Here is a 16688-nt window from a genome sequence, read left to right as displayed (position 1 = left end):
ATAGCTTTGGTGAATAAAACGCACCACAATACCCAATACGGCGGCAATTCTTGGTTGTTGTGGAAAGTATCTCCCTACAATTACAGTAGTCAGTATCTTAATCACAATCTCCACATCACCGATTGCTGTTTGCTGACGATTGGTTGTGACTAGTTGTCTTGCTGAATAAGTGAATTGAAAATGATACATGATCGACAGTTTTCTATCTTCTCAGTGTAGGTAGAGTCGCAAGTGCCATTGCAAAGGGTACCATACATAAACCAGCACATATTTCCGCTCTGAAACTCCCATGCTGGGCATTGTTCCTTCTGATGACAATTTTTCACTTCCCAGCAAGTAAAATCTTTTCATGGTTTTCCTCCATGATAAATCAGAAAGAAAAAAAGATTTCTTTCAATATAGGCTGGAATAGAACGTAGCCCCTGTTCATAGCTTCCAACTGCTTTCAATGAAACTTCCAACAGGGCGGCAAGTTGTTTTTGACTCTTTCCTAACTTTTTCCGGATTTGATTGAATTCTGCATTATCCAAAATGTTGCCTCCTTTGCCTGACCGGTCCGCCACAATGTTTTAGCGCCGGTATTATTTGTACTCATTCAAGGATATAAGGTATTTACGAAAATCACGACGACCATATTTGATTCGACTTAAAGATCACCAGCGAAAAAAACACTACGGATTGTTCCTTTACTCTAAAATGTACGCAAGCATCATGGTTACTGAAATCGTGCCGGTCTTTTAATGTGGTATGGTATCTATTAGTTTGTTGGTTTCTCACCAGAATCCCAACAGGCATCCTTTAAACTTTGAATATTTTCGGAAACAGGTTTTTCAAGCCATACCTGAGCGTTCAAAAGACATTGCAAGTTATCCCAGCACCCTATCTTCACTAAAGCGGGCAGGTTCATTGCCTCCATCTTGAGGTTTCGAACTTTTTCCGTCACGTTGACTTTGGCACCAACGTTTGCAACATGCTGTGCAGTCGTAACGACTGTTCGAATGATCTGAGATGTCTCTCTAGGTCTCGGGTGAGCGGTTGTGAACGACAGACTATATGTCTGCATGGCCTGCCTTTATAATTTTTCTGAGAGAGACAGATTGGATTGCCCAGGTTGCAGTCCTCGCTTCCGAAACACCGATTTTCGTGTGGCCACCGGTCTTATCTGCCGCTACTCGTTGCCTCGTTGTGGCTGTTCATTCTGGGAATCTCGCAAATGAAGGTGAGAATTCGGGTTGCGAGTTCCTGCTCCCTGTTTCTAAAGAAATGATCACTGGCAGGGATGTGATGACACCGCCCTCTGAACGATTCAGGCAGAGGTGGTAAAGTGCCAAGGAGTGTGTCCTGTTCGGCCAGAAGCATCAGGGTGGGGATGGTCAGGTCGAAGAGCGCGGAATAGTCGTGTTCGCTCAGCGGAGGTGCAATGGCGGTAAAACTTGCGATGGTATCATTGACTGCCTCGAGAGCTATGTAGCTGCCAAAGGAATATCCGACGAGGTGGATTCCCCGGAACAGCCTGGCCGTATACGCCAATATCGTGCGGAGATCCTGCACAATCTCACCATACGCTGCAGTAGTGTCAATCCCCTTCCAGAGTTCAAACAGCGGCAGGTGGTTTTGGGGAGAGTCGCTGCTGCCGACCCCTCGGTAATTGAAAAGCAACACTGGGCAATGATTTGCCAGGGTTGAGGCAATGGCTGTGATGACGTTGTTGTCCATGTTGCCGGCCAAGAGGGGATGGGGTGGACAAATCACAGCTCCCGGGCCGGTATGGTGCGCATCCGTGAAGAGCATTCGGCCTTCCAGGACGCCGAAGGGACAAGGGATGGCAAGGCTGTGCTGGAACAGGCTTGCGCTTGTATCCTGTGAGTGGCGTATGGACACGATTAGTAGACGCCTTCCTGCTTGATGGAAGGCAGGGCAATAGGCCGGATATCGGTCAATCCTGTTGTCCCGTTTGGCAGAGGGGTTGCAACAGCGGTTTCTCTTTCCAGCATATTGATAAGTAGGAAGGTCGGGTCCAGGATATGACAGAAGACGCGGCCCCTTTCGTCTGCTTTTGCTCTGGCGGTCGGCACGAAACCATCCTGTCCTTGTCCTGTCCACGGTACTAACTCGATGATCAGTCTCTTGCCATCTCCGGACTCGAAAACATCCGGCTGGTCGGGTGAGAGCGGAAAACAGACCCCGAACAGACTGTTGCCGTAACCTGGCAGCACCACTGCTTCTGGGAAGAGACGGGTGACGTGATGCCAACTGTTTTCATCCATGGCCATGCCGCCGGTATGGATACCTCGTATTGCCTGTCGCTGTTCGCTGCTCATGTGCTCGCCCATGAGCAGCAGGAGGGGTGGGGTGGTAAAGAGGGTGTCGATCTCCTGGGTCTGGATAATGTTCATGGCCTGGGACAGTACATGGTCGAGATAGAGGGTATAACCGATCGAACCTTTTGCCTGTCGCTTGATCCAGCGTACATCGCAATCAAGGGTAAAAGGTTCGAGGCTGCCAAGTGAGCGGGCCATGGTCCGTGCCGAACGGTCAATAATATGTGGTCCTGAAGGGCCGACGAACAGCCACCGGCCACCGCGGGGGAAGTGGTGCCGCTCCACTGCCGTAAGCCATGGTTTGACGAAGCCGTTGTTGAAATCCTCTTCGGAATAGATCCGCCGGCAGGGTGACCCTGAGGTTCCCCCTGTTTCTGAGAGAATCATCTGCTGCAGCTGATCATGGTAGCGGCGAGGGACGAAATCCAACAATGGACGGGATCGCAGAGCTTCGACATCCATCAAACCAAAAAGAGACAGGTCTTCAATCGAGGTAATTGTATGGCGTGCATCGATGTGCAACCGCTCCTGCTGTTCGAGCCAGTACTTCGTGCCTCCGGCAGGTTCGAAATGAATGTCCAGAATATCTTGAAGATGGGTCATGATTCAGATCTCCAGGTGAAGAGAATGGCAGGCAAGAGCAACAGATCGCAGAGCATGGCAAGCAGCAGGGCACCGCTGATTATGAGACCGAAATCCCTGAGAGGGATGAACGGGGAGGCGGCAAAGCCGGCAAAGCCCATTCCTGAAACAACTGAGGTGATGATGATTGCTGGTCCGACATGGTCAAGACTCAACTGCAGGCGTTCTATAAGGTTCCCCTCGACAGTTCGCAGGCGATGAAGGAAATGGATGGTATCGTCGACCACAATACCGAAGACGATGCTGGCCACGGTGATGGTGGATACGCTCAATGGTACCCCAACCCATCCCATTGCCGCGAGGATGAACACAACCGGCAGGATATTGGGGAAAATAGCTATCAATCCGTAACGCCATGATCTCAAGGAAAGACCAATAATGAGTGACACGGAAATGAAGGCAAAGCTGAAACTTTTGGCCATGGAGGAGAACAGCGCACTTTGCCCTCGGGTGTAGAGTGGAACCGATCCTGTGACATACGGATGGGGGAGCGGGCCGAAGGTGTTGACGAGGTAGGCGTTGAGTTCATCGGCAAGGTCAAGGGTCTTCTCCGAAGAGACCGTTCGCAGAAGGACCGTCGCTCGTTGTGCCGGGCTGGTGATGTATTGCAGATCGCTCGGTGAGGGCAGGGGCAGCCCATGGTCGGTGGTTTGGACAACCACCTGACCTTCCGGGAAAAAGTAGATGAAGTGTGTGATTACCGATTGCTGTTTTGCCCAGGTGAGCAGAGTCTGGTTCAGTTTGACGGTGTCAAGATGACTATCTTTGAGGTCGATTTCAAACGGAGTAAGCCCGAGCCCCGAGGATTCGATGGCGGAATAGTTTCTGTACACCTCTGCCGAAGGGTAGAAAAAGTCGAGGATCAGGGAGCCGGTCTTCAGGCGATGCAGGCCGAATACAGCCGCTACCAACGCGGCGGTAAACCCAACCAGCAGGGGCAGTCGACGGCGTTTCAGGAATGCAGCATTCAGGAACGACAGGCGAACTGACACGCCGAGATGGTCAGATCGGTAGAAAGCTGGCAGCAGGATCAGGGCGTTGATCAAGGCCAGGGTAGTGGCCACTGAACCCCAGACACCAAGCTGGCGGACCGGATCGTAATCGGAGATTGTCAGCGAAAGAAATCCCAGGACGGTGGTCATTGCGGCGAGCAGGCACGGCGCCGCGATGGAGGCAAACAACCGGTGACGTGCCATTGGTTCCTGAGCTGCCCTTTTGGCTGCCAGGTGAATGGCGTACGCTATACCGAGGATCATGGTCATCGGCGGCAGGGCGAGCAGTACCATATTGAGCTTGACCTGCCAGAGGGCAATAAGGCCGATAATCTGCATTGCCGGAATAATGCCGCAGGCCATAACCAGCATCACATTGCCGGTATGCCGCAGAAAATACCATACGCCGAGCCAGAGCACTGCAATCACAACGGGGAAAAGCAGGGACACCGATCTCGCGGAATAGCTGTCAAGCATTGCGGTTACATACCAGACGCCGCCGAGATGGTAGTTTTTGCCACTTTGGTCGAGAACGCTCCTGGCAAGCTTCACCAGCCCGTCAAGGACGTCGGGCGGACTGTCGGCCGGAGGCTTGAGCAGCAGGATGGCTTTGTCCGACCCCGGCTGACCGGCAATGAAAAAACCTGAAAGCGCGCATTCGCAGGTCTGGCCCAGCTGGTCCCTTAAGGCGGTGTATTCCTGCTGCCTGAGAGACGGGAAATATATTACCAGCGGATCACTGATCTGATTTTCTTCCTGAAACTGCTGATAATGCTGCCAGTGCAGATCGTGTTTCGATTGCCAGACGGAGAGTGAGTTGTCGACCTTGGATCTGGTCGACAGCATTATGCAGCCCAGTGTGAACATCACCAGGGCGGAGACGGCAATCATACGATGCCCCAGGACCCACTGCGACCACCTCACAAACAGTCGGTCCATCATCCCTGTTTCGCTCCCAACGAACTGACCCAGGGAGTTATAAATCTCATACCGAAGGAACCGATGGCGTGGTTGACCCGTTCTTTTACCAGAATCTTCGGGCCCTGGGCGAGCAGTGAGTCAAGGGAACTGAGGAAATGGTCTATCTCGGCTGCAGTAATAATCAAGGGCGGATAGACGCGCAGGACCGAACGGTTGTTGAGCATCAGGGTCCCGAGAATATTGTGGTGTTTGAGCAGCGCCGCAGCGATCATGCCAGGCAGGTGCTCCTTGAGGACATTTTTCAAGCCCGGAATCCTGGCAGGAAGATACGGTGCCGAATCAATGATATCCTCATTGAATTCAATGCCGATCATCAGACCTCTGCCCCGGACATCCCTAATCCATTGCGGATATTTTTCCTGTATTGCCAGCAGCCCGGTCATCATCCTTTCTCCCAGGATTTTTGCCTGATCGGCCAAATTGTCGCGCCGATAGACTTCCAGGGCGGCCATGGCGGCAGCGCAGCAGATGCTCCTGCCGCCGAATGTGGAGGTCTGGACCAGGCAGTCGTGAGGGTTGCTGTAGGCGGTGTGGAAGACTCGGGTTGTGGAAAGTGTTGCGCCTATGGAGACCATGCCGCCACCGAGGGACTTGGCGATCGCCATGATGTCCGGCACGACATTCTCATGTTGGCAGGCAAAGAATGTTCCTGTGCGACAGAGCCCGGTCTGAATTTCATCGAGAATGAGCAGCACGCCGAACTGGTCGCAGATTTTCCTGATTTCCCGAAGGTATCCAGGTGGCGGTACAATGACGCCGGCTTCCCCCTGGATCGGTTCGAGGATGACTCCGGCAATCGTGTTTACTCCTTGGGTCTGCTGTTCTTCAAGCACTCGGCGAACGGCGGTAGCCTCGCCGTATGGTACCATTATCCCTGGAAACAACGGAAAGTACTGCCGCAATTTTTCGCCGCCTGTCACTGACAATGAACCCAGCGTTTTGCCGTGCAATGAGTTCTCGGCGTAGATGAATTGCGGACGTTTGCCCTTGAAATAGCGGGCCGCAAGCTTCAGGGCAGCTTCAACGGCCTCGGTGCCGGAATTGCAGAAATAGAAACGATTGAGATCTCCCGGCGCGAGTTGGCTGAGGTTTCGTGCCAGGCAGGCTGCATAGGGGGAGAGCAGTTCCTTGGAAAGGTCGACCCGCTGCTCGCCAAGGAGCATTTCCATGGCTTGCCGTACTTCAGGATGATTGTGTCCGAGGTTGAGGGCTCCGTAAGATGAGACGAAGTCGAGGATTTTCCGTCCGTTCTGGTCAGTGATGGTGGCTCCCCGGGCGTTTATCGGACGGATGGTGGTATACTCGCCCATCTCCAGCAGGGCGACGAGGCCAGGGTTGATGAATTTCCTGAAATCCTCAACACATTTACTGTAGTCGCGGCCTGCAACCTCGTTGACGTGAATCCAGCTGTTGTCCATGGTTATGTCATCCGATTGGTAAAAGTCATTATACAATGAATGGCTTGAGCCGAAAGAACTCCTCAAGGGCAACGGCTGTCTGCAACGCTTCCAGCATTTTGCCCTCGATCTCGATGCTGCCGTTGAAAAAGCCCTGCTGCGGTGTCATTTTGCCGGTGACTACCTGCAGAAATGTTTCCGCTCCGATCCGATAACCAAAGGCTCCCTGCCTGTTGGTGTTGATGTCAGTCAGCTTGCCGTTGTCGATGACCAGGCTGTAATGTCCCAGTTGTTCAACGGTTATCCAGAAGTTGCAGGAAAGGGAGACAAGATTATCGATGAGGTTCTTTCCCATGATCACTGGCAGGAAAGAGGTGAAGTATTCTCGCACTGCAGCCTGCTGCTCGGTGGAATGGACAACGACGTTGTCGCTATTCTTTTTTGCCTGCAGGAAGTAGTGAAAAGCCCGGAAGACCTCATCTGGGGTAACTGATCGGCAAAAATCCTCGCCCATGACCAGATCGAGGTTGGTCCGGGAGAATTGAACGGTGAGGTCGAGATAGGGGGAGTACATTGCCGTCTTGCGGGCGATAATACGCTCACCTTTATCCGGAGGACGGGATTCGAATTCCCGTTGATCAACCCAGCAGGCCACCTTGCGGCCGAAAGCTCGGTTGAATATGTCCTCAAGAGCGGTGTTGGCAAAGGGCTGCTTCGCTACGAGATGGTATGTTTGCCCTTTGCAGGCATCGGAGGCTGAGATGGCGAGCAGGGCCCGGGCGACGTCGTCATCGAATATAAAGGGAAGCTGGCTTATACTCGAACCGGCAATCCGGATGACTCCGCTGCCATGCTGCCGGTAGGCCGGACTGAGCAGCAACCTGAAGACTGCGTCCAGAAAGACGAACGGGCCAAAGCCGATGGCGGAGGCGCTGTCGGGTTTGCGTTCGAGGATGATCGAAGGACGATATACGGTCAGGGGTACGCCGTTCTGGTCAGCAAGTCGGCGGAGTTCGCGTTCTGCGACAAACTTGCTGTGTTCGTAGCCGTTGCGAAATTTCTGGCCGCATTCGAGCTGGTGTTCGCCGAAACGGCCGGCGTGGGTGCCACAGACGAACGCCGTCGAAACATGATGCAGATGTGCTCCAGCCCGATGGGCTAAAGCGAGAACGTTGCGGCAGCCATCGATGTTGATGGGTACGTATTCCTCGACTTCGGAACTCTTGAAGTCGGTGCGTGCGGCCAGGTGATATATAGACGTAATCTGTTCTGCCAGTTGGGTATACGCGGTTTGTTCGAGACCGAGAGCCGGTTTGGCAACATCGCCATGGAGATGTTCAGCCCCATTTGCAAATCTGATGGGCTGCATGCCCCGGCTAAGCAGTATAACCCTGCGACCAGTAGCTACCAGTCCACTGACCAGGGCGCGCCCGACGACACCGGTGCCGCCAGTTACAAGGACTGCGCCATTCATTCCTGTACCTCTTGCCGAGTTGCCATTGCCTGCCAATGGGAATGTTCCCGCTGTGTTTCATCCTCACCGGGGATGTCGGTCACGAGGTGCAGCGAGTTTGCTCTCATATTCTCGACATATTTTTGCAGCAGGGCCTGGTCGCTTATCTCGATAACCTTTTTTGCCCATTTCCTGCAGTGGCCGCAGCGGTCGCAGCCAAGGCGGCACTCTGGTTTTCTGCTGGAGAAGAAATCGAGGAAACCGTCGAGTCGGTCATTGTTTATCCGGATATCGAGTTCGGCAAGTCTAGTACCGTCCGGATTATCCCGAAAGGCGTGCCAGTGCGGCCAGCCGAGCAGTTCGAGGAGGTTGCCGGAGTAATGGCCGTCCAGGTAGCCTCGACAAAGACTAACGATGGCATTTTCCCCCTGTCCTCTGCCGGCGATCTTGAAGAAACGGATTCCGGCGGAGGTCCACAATGGGAGATCTTCCGGCCGTATCCATGGGCTTTTCAGGAATTCTGCCGGATCGCGAAGCTTTTTGAGAAAGCACCAGTTGAGATAATACTGGTTGTAGGGCCTTCCCGCCCCGCCATAGAGATGACTCTGGGCACCGCTTGAGGCTACGCAGTAATGGTTGTATTTGAAATTGCACTGGCTGACACAGACCGGATTGGCAATGACTTCCAGGGGCACCTTCGTGTCGTGGTTGGCCTGTTCGAGAAAGGCGAAGTCGCGGTTTACCTCGACATCAAGAACGATTCTGGTGGCTCCTGCCTCCGTGAATTGCTGCAGGCCGGCGATGCTGTTGACATAACCGATGGTCGACACGACGACCTTGAGAGATGGAAATCGTTTACTGATGATTTCAACCAGATAGGGGATGGCGACAGTGATAGAGTCGACGCCGCAATCGACCAGGAACGACAATAGTTCTTCCAACTGCACTCGCCCCTCATGGGTGTATTCCATGTTGGCATAGCTTGGAGCATTGAGGAGGTAATTGAACTGGATCCCGAGTTGTTTGGCTTTGGCTATATGGTGAGTGAACTGCTGGTGGCTGATGCCGGGCAGGTATTTGGCCGGCCGTGCGGAATGAAAGAGACCTGACTGGAATGAGCCATAGACTTCGCCAACCCTGGAGCCGGTTCCGGCAAACTGGCTGTTGAGCTCACTGATCTGCTCAAGAAATGATGCGGTAAATGGTGTCGGTGCGCTCAGAAATAGCATATCGAAATATAAGGATTATTGGGAGGAAAGTATTATCCGTTGCCGGAGCAGGACAACCGGTTCACGAAAACCGCCTCCATCGTCAGTGCGGACGAGTGTTATCAGTAAGGTATCCGGCTGAACTCCTGTCCTTTGCAAGGTGATCTCGACGTTTTTTTGCTGATGCGGCGTCAGTGGGTGCGAAGCGTCACAAAACCGCATGGTTTGGCTGGCAAGTTCCAGCTCTCCGCTGAACAATTGTGTCTGCAAATCGATCGCCTTGTCGCCATAGGTGCCGGTCGGCAGGTTGTGCGGCAGGTCGTTGATGAGTGTGAGGCTGTTCTGTTGCTGACTAAATACGAGCTTTACCGCCATTGCGGAAGACTTGAGGTTTGCCAGCCGTATTGCGTGACTGTGGCTCGGTACTTCTTTCTCAAAAGCGACAAGAGCATTGGAGAATACCCCGCTACCCTGGCTAGGAGTTCTGCTCTCAGGGGCAGCGTGACAGGAGAGGCAGGGCATCTTTGCGGAATTCGGGACCTCGGTTGGTTGTTCAGCTACGGTTTCATTGTGACATCGCCCGCAGAACTCGTTGGTAAGATAGAATTGGTCGTTCTCTTCGATCGGGTGTGGCTGAAACAGCGCCGAAGAAGGATGAGGTCCGTGCATCTTTCCCAGAGAGTAGTGGCAGGATATGCAATCCACGCCGCTCGTAAGGTTGAAGGTCCGAGCCTGGGGGGTATCTTCCCGAATACCGATTGGGGCATGGCATGTTAGACATTCATTGTCCCCGGCGTCGTTGAAAGCCTTCTGGAAAGCCGGATTGGTGTAGGCTGTTGCGTGGGGGGAACTCTGCCACTCCATATGCTGAGCAGAATGACATTCAGCGCATGCTTCTGCTTTTGGCCCTCGTTTTTCCTGGTTGTTGACGTCTGTTAATGGACGAAATGTGGTACATCCTGCCAAACCAAGCAGCACCAGAATCACGGTCGCCAGAGAGCGTACCAGCATAAAGTCAGTTCCTTATTGTCGACTTCACAAGAGGTGGGGGAAAACCAATGACAGAGAATGATAACTCTTCACAGTTATGACTACAAAGGTTTTTTCGCTGCAGGCAACGTCTTTTCCGTGTGGTACTCAAAGTCACTTACAAAGAGGTCCACTCTTTCTTTGATAGCAGGGGGAGGTGGGGATGCAAGTTGTCTGGAGAGAGTGCATCATTTCCTAGGTGTAACCTCAATTTTTTCCACAATAATTTTTACACAATACAAAATAGCAACTCAGGGAAAATCTCTCATCTGAGACTGCATTTTTTGTGTTAGGATTACCAAAACGACAGATTTTTTCAGGACAGTAGCCACCTCTGGTTGGAACTCTGTTGCACTTTTAAAAACTTTCTTTGGTAATCTTTTCCTTACAGTTGCTCCATTTTGGCGCAATTATAGGTTGTTGGTCGATCCCAACATATCAGGATTCTTCTCAACTGTCCTCGCTGAAAACCATTTTAGGTGGGCAGCTGAAATCTTCAATGTTTCCCATTATAATCTGGGAATCCAAACCAGTGTGGATTTTCCATTTCAATTTATTGAAACTGTAGCTCATCAGATAAGAAACCTCCGTGACATGCTACAATCCTAAATGTACCCTCCCCCAGTCACGCATCATTAGTATGATTTCTCTCAGACTTTCGCCTCGTTCGGTAAGTGAGTATTCCACTCGCGGTGGCACTTCCGCATAAATCTTGCGTAGGACAAGATTGTCTCCCTCGAGCTCACGGAGCTGCTTGGTCAACGTGTGCTGGGTAATTCCCGGCATCATCTTCCTCAACTCACCAAAGCGATAGGTATTCTCCAGCAAGTGGTAGAGAATGACCCCTTTCCACTTGCCACCGATTATCTCCAGTGTCGCCTCGACGGGACACCCTTTATTACATTCATACGTACTGTGCCGCATTTGATTTCCTTGCCAGTTGGTTTTTTTAAATGCGGTAAAAGCCTATATATTACAGCATTAGTATGTTTTTTAATACTACGTCATTAATTTTTGCCTACTTGAGTATTCAAAGCTACAGTCTATATTTGCTCCAGTCAAGCAAAACGAATCTTAGCCAAAATCATAACGTAGCAGAGAGGAAAAAAAGATGAAAGCAATCGGATATACGCAGGCTGGCCCAATTACCGCTCAGAATGCGCTTGTTGAGTTTGATGCCGAGACCCCGCAAATTGGCCCAAGAGACCTTTTGGTTGAAATCAGGGGTATATCGCTGAACCCTGTGGATGTGAAAGTGAGAGCCATGCCCGCGCTGGGACCAGAGAAAGGGCAGACCAAGGTCATCGGCTACGATGCTGCAGGTGTTGTCAGGGAGGTTGGCAGCAAGGTCAGCAGGTTCAACGTGGGAGATGAGGTCTTCTATTCGGGCGACCTGACCCGCCCAGGGACCAATGCCGAGTTCCACGCTGTCGATGAACGAATTGTCGGCAAGAAGCCAAAGACTCTCGGTTTTGCCGAAGCCGCAGGTTTCCCGCTGACCTCAATCACTGCATGGGAGATCCTCTTCGATTCCTTCGGACTCAAAGAAGGTGAAGGTCAGGGAGAGAGCTTGTTGGTCATCGGCGCAGCCGGCGGGGTCGGCTCGATTCTGATCCAGCTAGCTAAGAAGCTGACCGGCCTCACAGTTATTGCCACGGCCTCGCGCCAGGATACTGTTGACTGGATAAGAAAGATGGGCGCCGACATGGTAATCAACCATCGGGAATCACTTTCCGAGCAGATAAGCGAGCTTGGGCTGACGCCACGTTATGTCGCCTCGCTCAACGGGACGGAGAGTCATTTTCCCGCAATCGTCGAGCTCATCAAGCCCCGCGGTCACATCGCCCTGATCGACGATCCTCAATCGCTCGACATCAATACCATCAAACTCAAAGCTTTGAGCTTCAGCTGGGAGTTCATGTTCACCCGTTCGATGTTTCAGACGGAAGATATCGAAAAACAGCATGAGCTGCTCAACCGGGTCTCTGAACTCATAGATAACGGCACGCTTATCTCAACCGTCACCGGAAACCTGGGCAAACTGAGCGTTGAGACTCTGAAGAAGGCCCATATCGAACAGGAAAGCGGACGGGTCATCGGCAAGAACGTCCTCGAGGGATTTGCATCATAGTAGAGCAGGAAAGCAAGTGCCATTTTGCCACGTAACCACCGTTTATAAACAACATAGAGGAAAACATCATGGAATACACAGGCTATACCACATTCAGAGCTGAGAGAAACGGCGCGATCCTGACAGTCACTTTCGACTACCCGCCGGTAAATATCCAGGGGCTGCCGATGATCGCGGACCTGAACATGCTGGCCCATAAATTGGAAGTTGACCGCAGCATCAAGGTTGTGGTCTTCCAGTCGGCCCACCCAGAGATCTTCGTGGCCCACGCCGACACCAACTTCCTGAAAGATATGTCAACAGAGGTAGTGTCACGCGAAGAGGTCAAACTGCTTGATCTCCAGACCACCCTGGAGCGCATCTCCAATCTGCCCCAGGCAACCATCGCCAAGATCGAGGGATTCGCTCGTGGTGGCGGCCATGAGTTCGTACTCGCCTGCGATATGCGGTTTGCTGCTCGTGGCAAGGCCAAATTCATGCAGATGGAAGTCGGCATGGGCATTCTGCCCTGCGGTGGTGGTGCCTCCCGTATGGCACGCCAGGCGGGCTTGGGCCGTGCCCTAGAGATCATTCTCAGCGCCCGTGACTTCGACGCCGACGAGGCCGAGGCCTACGGCACCATCAACAAAGCCCTCGACCAGGAAGAGATCGGCGCTTACGTTGATACTTTGGCGAAACGCATCGCCAACTTCCCAGCGGATTCCATAAAGGCCTGCAAGCGCGCTGTTTATGCCTCCATCGACCTGCCGATTGGCGAGGCACTTAAAGAAGAAGCCTACTGGCTCTACCAGGCCACCAGCAAGACCCCTGCCATCAAGCGGTTTACTGCCGCAGACGAGTCCGGCTTCCAGAACGACATCGCCAATCAGCGCAATTTCAATGACGCAGTGATAGGCATCCAGGAGATCAAGTGATGGATTCCGAGCACAACAAGGAAAAGGTCCGCGAGTTTTTTCAACGCTTTGTTGCAGCGGATGTGCAGGGCGCCCTCTCTCTCCTCGACGAGAGTGTCGTCTGGCGGGCCATGGGTCGGGATGGCGGCTTGCCCATGTCAGGCGAGATGGACAAGGCGGCGATAGCTGACCTGATCGTCGCAGTGAAAGACGCCTTCCCGGACAGCATGAATCTCACCCCGATTGGCTGGACTGCAGAAGGGGGCAGAGTTGCTGTTGAGATGGAGTCCTTCGGCATCAAGGGAAACGGGACGGTATATAACAACCTCTACCATTTCCTGGTCATCATGAAAGAGGGCAAGATCGCTTTGGTAAAGGAATACATGGATACTTGCCATGTCAAAAAGGTGTTTGTTGATGAAAACTAAGCAAATTTCGAAGCACTTCGTTCACACAGCTTTTCCGATGAAGATATTTTGAATGTTGCCGGAATCACCTTATTTTTAATCTTTCCAAAAGAATGATAAACTTTTCGGCCATACGGTCGGACGACCAGTTCTATATGATGGGAAGCCGCTGATTTGCCCAGTCAACACACCACTGCTGCTTGGCCGCACCATCTGGCCGGGCAGCATAAACACGGAAAACATGAGACGATGACAAAAACAATACTACTTACCGGCGCAACCGACGGTATTGGCCTTGAAACAGCAAAAATGCTGGCCCCCATGGGCCACACCCTCCTGCTACACGGACGCAATAGCGCAAAGCTGGAAAAGGTAGTCGATTTGCTGAAAAAGGTTGCAGGGGCCGGTCAAATTGAAACCTACACCGCCGATCTCTCGATTATGCGGAACGTCGCTGCCCTGGCGGCAGCCATTGCAGAGAAACATGACAAGCTGGATGTGCTCATCAACAATGCCGGGGTGTACGGAGCGCCAGATGAAACTACCGAAGATGGGTTCGATATCCGGTTTGCCGTCAATACCCTTGCCCCATACCTATTAACTAAGAAGCTGTTACCGCTGATGAACGCTTCAGGGAGAGTCATCAATCTCTCTTCAGCCGCCCAGGCATCGGTTGCTCCGCAGGCCCTTAGAGGTGAGCGTTTCATTACCTCAGATAACCTGGCCTATGCTCAGAGTAAGCTGGCACTCACCATGTGGTCGATCGACCTGGCCAGTTCACTGGGAGAAAACGGACCGGCCATTATCGCGGTGAACCCCATGTCAATGCTTGGCAGCAAGATGGTCAAGGAGGCCTACGGAGTAGAAGGTGCTGATCTTCGCATCGGCGCAGATATCCTCTGCCGGGCGGCATTCTCCGATGAGTTTGCGAAAGCTTCAGGCAAATATTTCGACAATGACATCAGCCAGTTTTCTTCTCCCCATCCAGATGCACTTCATCCTGGAAAATGTGCGGATATCGTTGCCACAATTGAGACGATACTCGCCGAAAAACTTGCCTGAAACCAAGAGAGTGCACCATGAATTACGAAGGAAAAGTATACCGCCCCTGGATAGAGGCCGACAGCTTTCTAATCCAGACGACACTAGGCTGCAGCCATAATAAGTGCACCTTCTGCGACATGTTCAGGGACAAAAAGTTCCGTATCAGAGACCTCGATGACATCTTCAGGGATATAGACGAGGCGAGGACCTGCTTTCGCCGCCTCCGCTCAATCTTCCTTATTGATGGCAACGTCCTGGCCCTGAAAACGGATTTTCTTCTGAAAGTTCTCAACAAGATCACTGAAACTTTCCCGGAGATGGAAAAAATCTCACTTTACGCAGGACTCAACGACCTCAGGCGCAAATCAATCGATGAACTGAAGCAGCTCAAGGCGGCGGGCTTGTCCAAAGTCTACACCGGTCTTGAGTCCGGCGATCCCGTGGTCCTTGAGTGCATAGGCAAGGGACTGACTCCTGAGCAAGCCAAGCAAGGCATGGCCCATGCCAAATCCGCTGGAATCGAGGTGCTTATCTCCATAATCTTCGGCATCGGCGGCAAGGAACGGTCCAGGGAGCATATCGTCGCAACCACCGAGTTGCTCAACATTCTCCAGCCTGAGGAACTTGCTCCGATGGCTCTGACGATTCAGCCGGGCACTATCCTCGCCCAGCAGGTGGCATCGGGCGAATTTGTCCAGGCCACCCCGATGCAGATCCTTGAAGAAGAGAAGTATATGCTCGAAAATCTCGAAGATTTCAAAATGATGTATTGGGGCGATCACGGTAACAATATTGAGACGTTGAGAGGCATGTTACCGGCCTACAGGGACTTCTTCCTGCAGAAAATCGAATACGCAATCACCAATAACCCGGTGACCAAAAAGGAAGTACTGCTCACTTCCCCCTGGTAGAGGTAGAACATGAGACCTCTGCCTTCTATTGGAAAATACATACCCCATGGACAACCATATGGAAGTAACCATCACCTATTGCTCGGTGTGAAACTACCAGCCGAAGGCAGTCAGTTTGGCTGCAAAAATTGAAAGTGCCCTGGGTATTCAACCTCATCTTTTGGCCAGGGGAGTCGGAAGGTTTGATGTCAAGGTCGATGATCACCTTGTCTTTTCGAAATCCAAAACCGGTAGATTCCCGAATGAGGAGAGGCTTGTCGAGGAACTGCTTACAACCTACGGGAATAAAGAGAGGGTGGACACCCTATGAAATACTATGCTGTCGCAGAAGTGAACGTGACCAGCCCGCACTGGGTTGGCCCCTACCTCGCCCACGTCAATCAGATCGTCGAGCGATACGGGGGGAAATACCTTGCCCGGACATCCAACATCGACCAGGTTGAAGGCACCGACTCCGTCCCCCAGACAGCGGTCATTCTTGAGTTTCCCTCGAGGGAGGCAGCTTATGGCTTTTACAACAGCCCTGAGTACACGCCGCTGCGCGAGGCAGGAAAGGAGGGATCTTTCGGTAAATTCTATTTCGTGGCTGGTGAAGATGGCGCACGATCCTAATGCATACTCCCTCGACACCGTTCGGGAATGAAGAGACCATCGCGTGGTGGCCTATGAAATGCTGCGTAAGAAGTTCGACTAGGCGTGCCAAAACGGGTGAGGGTTGCTCCTTGCCCGTTGAAAGCAACAGTAGGCACCTCAAGTTGTAGTTTGGCTGCACTTTTGAGAGTCTTTGGTTATCTCTTCCTTACAGTTGCTCCATTTTGGTGCAATTATAGGTTGTTGGCCGATTCCACCATATCAGGAACAAAGTGAATTTACAGATTTAATGATATGATAAACATTGCCACCATATACCTTAACCAGGACCATATCTCTATGTTGGCTCATTGGCCATGATCGCAGCGAAAAACTAATCAATAATGAATAGACTTCAAAAAGCCAGCACTTTATCACTTTCTTTTATCAGCTGATACAGTTCCTTCTGGGTTCCTCTTTTATGGTAGCCTTTCTCCACACCGTGGAGGTCCATTAACTTACCTCAGGCAAATAGTTGCCCTTCAGAAAGGGTGAAGATTTTAGCGAGTTCCAGCAATGGAAATTGGATTGAATCGAGCGACTCGTATTTGACAGACGGACCATTGAGAAAAATGCTAACATCATCCATTTCTTCGAGCATGATATTTGCTAACCTGAAGGCATTCCAAATCACCTCATCTGTATAATT

Annotated in this window: 18 protein-coding genes and 1 pseudogene; 7 read left to right on the top strand and 12 right to left on the bottom strand. The window is 52.0% G+C overall.

Features of this window, described 5'->3' with window-relative positions; translation table 11 throughout:
- From BUF15_RS27945 to BUF15_RS25180, 11 genes are all read right to left on the bottom strand, one after another.
- Positions 1-189 (bottom strand): hypothetical protein (locus BUF15_RS27945; protein ID WP_234981278.1); only part of this gene is annotated, 189 nt, incomplete at its 3' end.
- The gene (locus BUF15_RS28545; RefSeq protein ID WP_407642654.1) at positions 150-326 is read right to left on the bottom strand and encodes a two-CW domain-containing protein; all 177 of its coding nucleotides are present in this window, start codon (positions 324-326) and stop codon (positions 150-152) included. The genes BUF15_RS28545 and BUF15_RS27945, both read right to left, overlap by 40 nt.
- Positions 327-347: 21 nt before the next feature.
- Entirely contained in the window at positions 348-530 is a 183-nt protein-coding gene (locus tag BUF15_RS27940) for a helix-turn-helix domain-containing protein (RefSeq protein WP_234981277.1), read from the bottom strand.
- Between the two features lie 628 nt (positions 531-1158).
- Positions 1159-1881: an alpha/beta hydrolase gene (locus tag BUF15_RS25215; RefSeq protein ID WP_143170879.1), complete on the bottom strand. Its 723-nt coding sequence runs from the start codon at positions 1879-1881 to the stop codon at positions 1159-1161.
- Between the two features lie 2 nt (positions 1882-1883).
- Positions 1884-2924, bottom strand: a complete 1041-nt coding sequence (locus BUF15_RS25210) for a hypothetical protein (protein ID WP_073616992.1) — start codon at positions 2922-2924, stop codon at positions 1884-1886.
- Positions 2921-4846 carry an efflux RND transporter permease subunit gene (locus BUF15_RS25205; RefSeq protein WP_143170878.1) on the bottom strand — a complete coding sequence of 642 codons (1926 nt, stop codon included), beginning with the start codon at positions 4844-4846 and terminating at the stop codon, positions 2921-2923. The genes BUF15_RS25210 and BUF15_RS25205 overlap by 4 nt, the downstream gene beginning before the upstream one ends.
- 47 nt (positions 4847-4893) lie before the next feature.
- The gene (locus BUF15_RS25200; protein WP_143170877.1) at positions 4894-6354 is read right to left on the bottom strand and encodes an aspartate aminotransferase family protein; all 1461 of its coding nucleotides are present in this window, start codon (positions 6352-6354) and stop codon (positions 4894-4896) included.
- A gap of 28 nt (positions 6355-6382) precedes the next feature.
- Positions 6383-7807 (bottom strand): SDR family oxidoreductase, encoded by a 1425-nt coding sequence (locus tag BUF15_RS25195; protein WP_073616986.1) that lies wholly within the window; start codon positions 7805-7807, stop codon positions 6383-6385.
- Entirely contained in the window at positions 7804-9015 is a 1212-nt protein-coding gene (locus BUF15_RS25190) for a U32 family peptidase (protein WP_073616984.1), read from the bottom strand. Before BUF15_RS25190 ends, BUF15_RS25195 begins: the two co-directional genes overlap by 4 nt.
- A gap of 15 nt (positions 9016-9030) precedes the next feature.
- Positions 9031-10005 carry a multiheme c-type cytochrome gene (locus BUF15_RS25185; protein ID WP_073616982.1) on the bottom strand — a complete coding sequence of 325 codons (975 nt, stop codon included), beginning with the start codon at positions 10003-10005 and terminating at the stop codon, positions 9031-9033.
- A 615-nt stretch (positions 10006-10620) separates the two neighbouring features.
- The gene (locus tag BUF15_RS25180) at positions 10621-10947 is read right to left on the bottom strand and encodes a winged helix-turn-helix transcriptional regulator (RefSeq protein ID WP_073616980.1); all 327 of its coding nucleotides are present in this window, start codon (positions 10945-10947) and stop codon (positions 10621-10623) included.
- A gap of 187 nt (positions 10948-11134) precedes the next feature.
- Between BUF15_RS25180 and BUF15_RS25175 the strand changes: the two genes are divergently transcribed.
- From BUF15_RS25175 to BUF15_RS25145, 7 genes and pseudogenes are all read left to right on the top strand, one after another.
- Positions 11135-12154, top strand: coding sequence for a zinc-binding alcohol dehydrogenase family protein (locus BUF15_RS25175; RefSeq protein WP_073616978.1), 1020 nt, complete (start codon positions 11135-11137; stop codon positions 12152-12154).
- Positions 12155-12222: 68 nt separating this feature from the next.
- Positions 12223-13068 carry an enoyl-CoA hydratase/isomerase family protein gene (locus tag BUF15_RS25170; RefSeq protein WP_073616976.1) on the top strand — a complete coding sequence of 282 codons (846 nt, stop codon included), beginning with the start codon at positions 12223-12225 and terminating at the stop codon, positions 13066-13068.
- Positions 13068-13475 carry a nuclear transport factor 2 family protein gene (locus tag BUF15_RS25165; RefSeq protein ID WP_073616974.1) on the top strand — a complete coding sequence of 136 codons (408 nt, stop codon included), beginning with the start codon at positions 13068-13070 and terminating at the stop codon, positions 13473-13475. Before BUF15_RS25170 ends, BUF15_RS25165 begins: the two co-directional genes overlap by 1 nt.
- A gap of 228 nt (positions 13476-13703) precedes the next feature.
- On the top strand, positions 13704-14516 hold the full coding sequence (locus BUF15_RS25160; protein ID WP_073616972.1) for an SDR family NAD(P)-dependent oxidoreductase: 813 nt from the start codon (positions 13704-13706) through the stop codon (positions 14514-14516).
- A gap of 17 nt (positions 14517-14533) precedes the next feature.
- Entirely contained in the window at positions 14534-15409 is an 876-nt protein-coding gene (locus tag BUF15_RS25155) for a radical SAM protein (protein ID WP_073616970.1), read from the top strand.
- Positions 15410-15512: 103 nt separating this feature from the next.
- A pseudogene (locus tag BUF15_RS25150) lies at positions 15513-15719 on the top strand (Rdx family protein); the annotation flags it as partial.
- Positions 15716-16021 (top strand): DUF1330 domain-containing protein, encoded by a 306-nt coding sequence (locus tag BUF15_RS25145; RefSeq protein WP_073616966.1) that lies wholly within the window; start codon positions 15716-15718, stop codon positions 16019-16021. The pseudogene BUF15_RS25150 and the gene BUF15_RS25145, both read left to right, overlap by 4 nt.
- Before the next feature lie 481 nt (positions 16022-16502).
- Here the strand turns inward: BUF15_RS25145 and BUF15_RS27935 are convergent.
- Positions 16503-16688 (bottom strand): sulfur reduction protein DsrE (locus tag BUF15_RS27935; protein WP_073616964.1); only part of this gene is annotated, 186 nt, incomplete at its 5' end.

The sequence above is a fragment of the Desulfopila aestuarii DSM 18488 genome (genome assembly GCF_900143695.1).
Lineage (GTDB): Bacteria > Desulfobacterota > Desulfobulbia > Desulfobulbales > Desulfocapsaceae > Desulfopila > Desulfopila aestuarii.
Note: the sequence above shows the minus strand (reverse complement) of the source record. Positions and strands in the feature narration are given on the sequence as shown.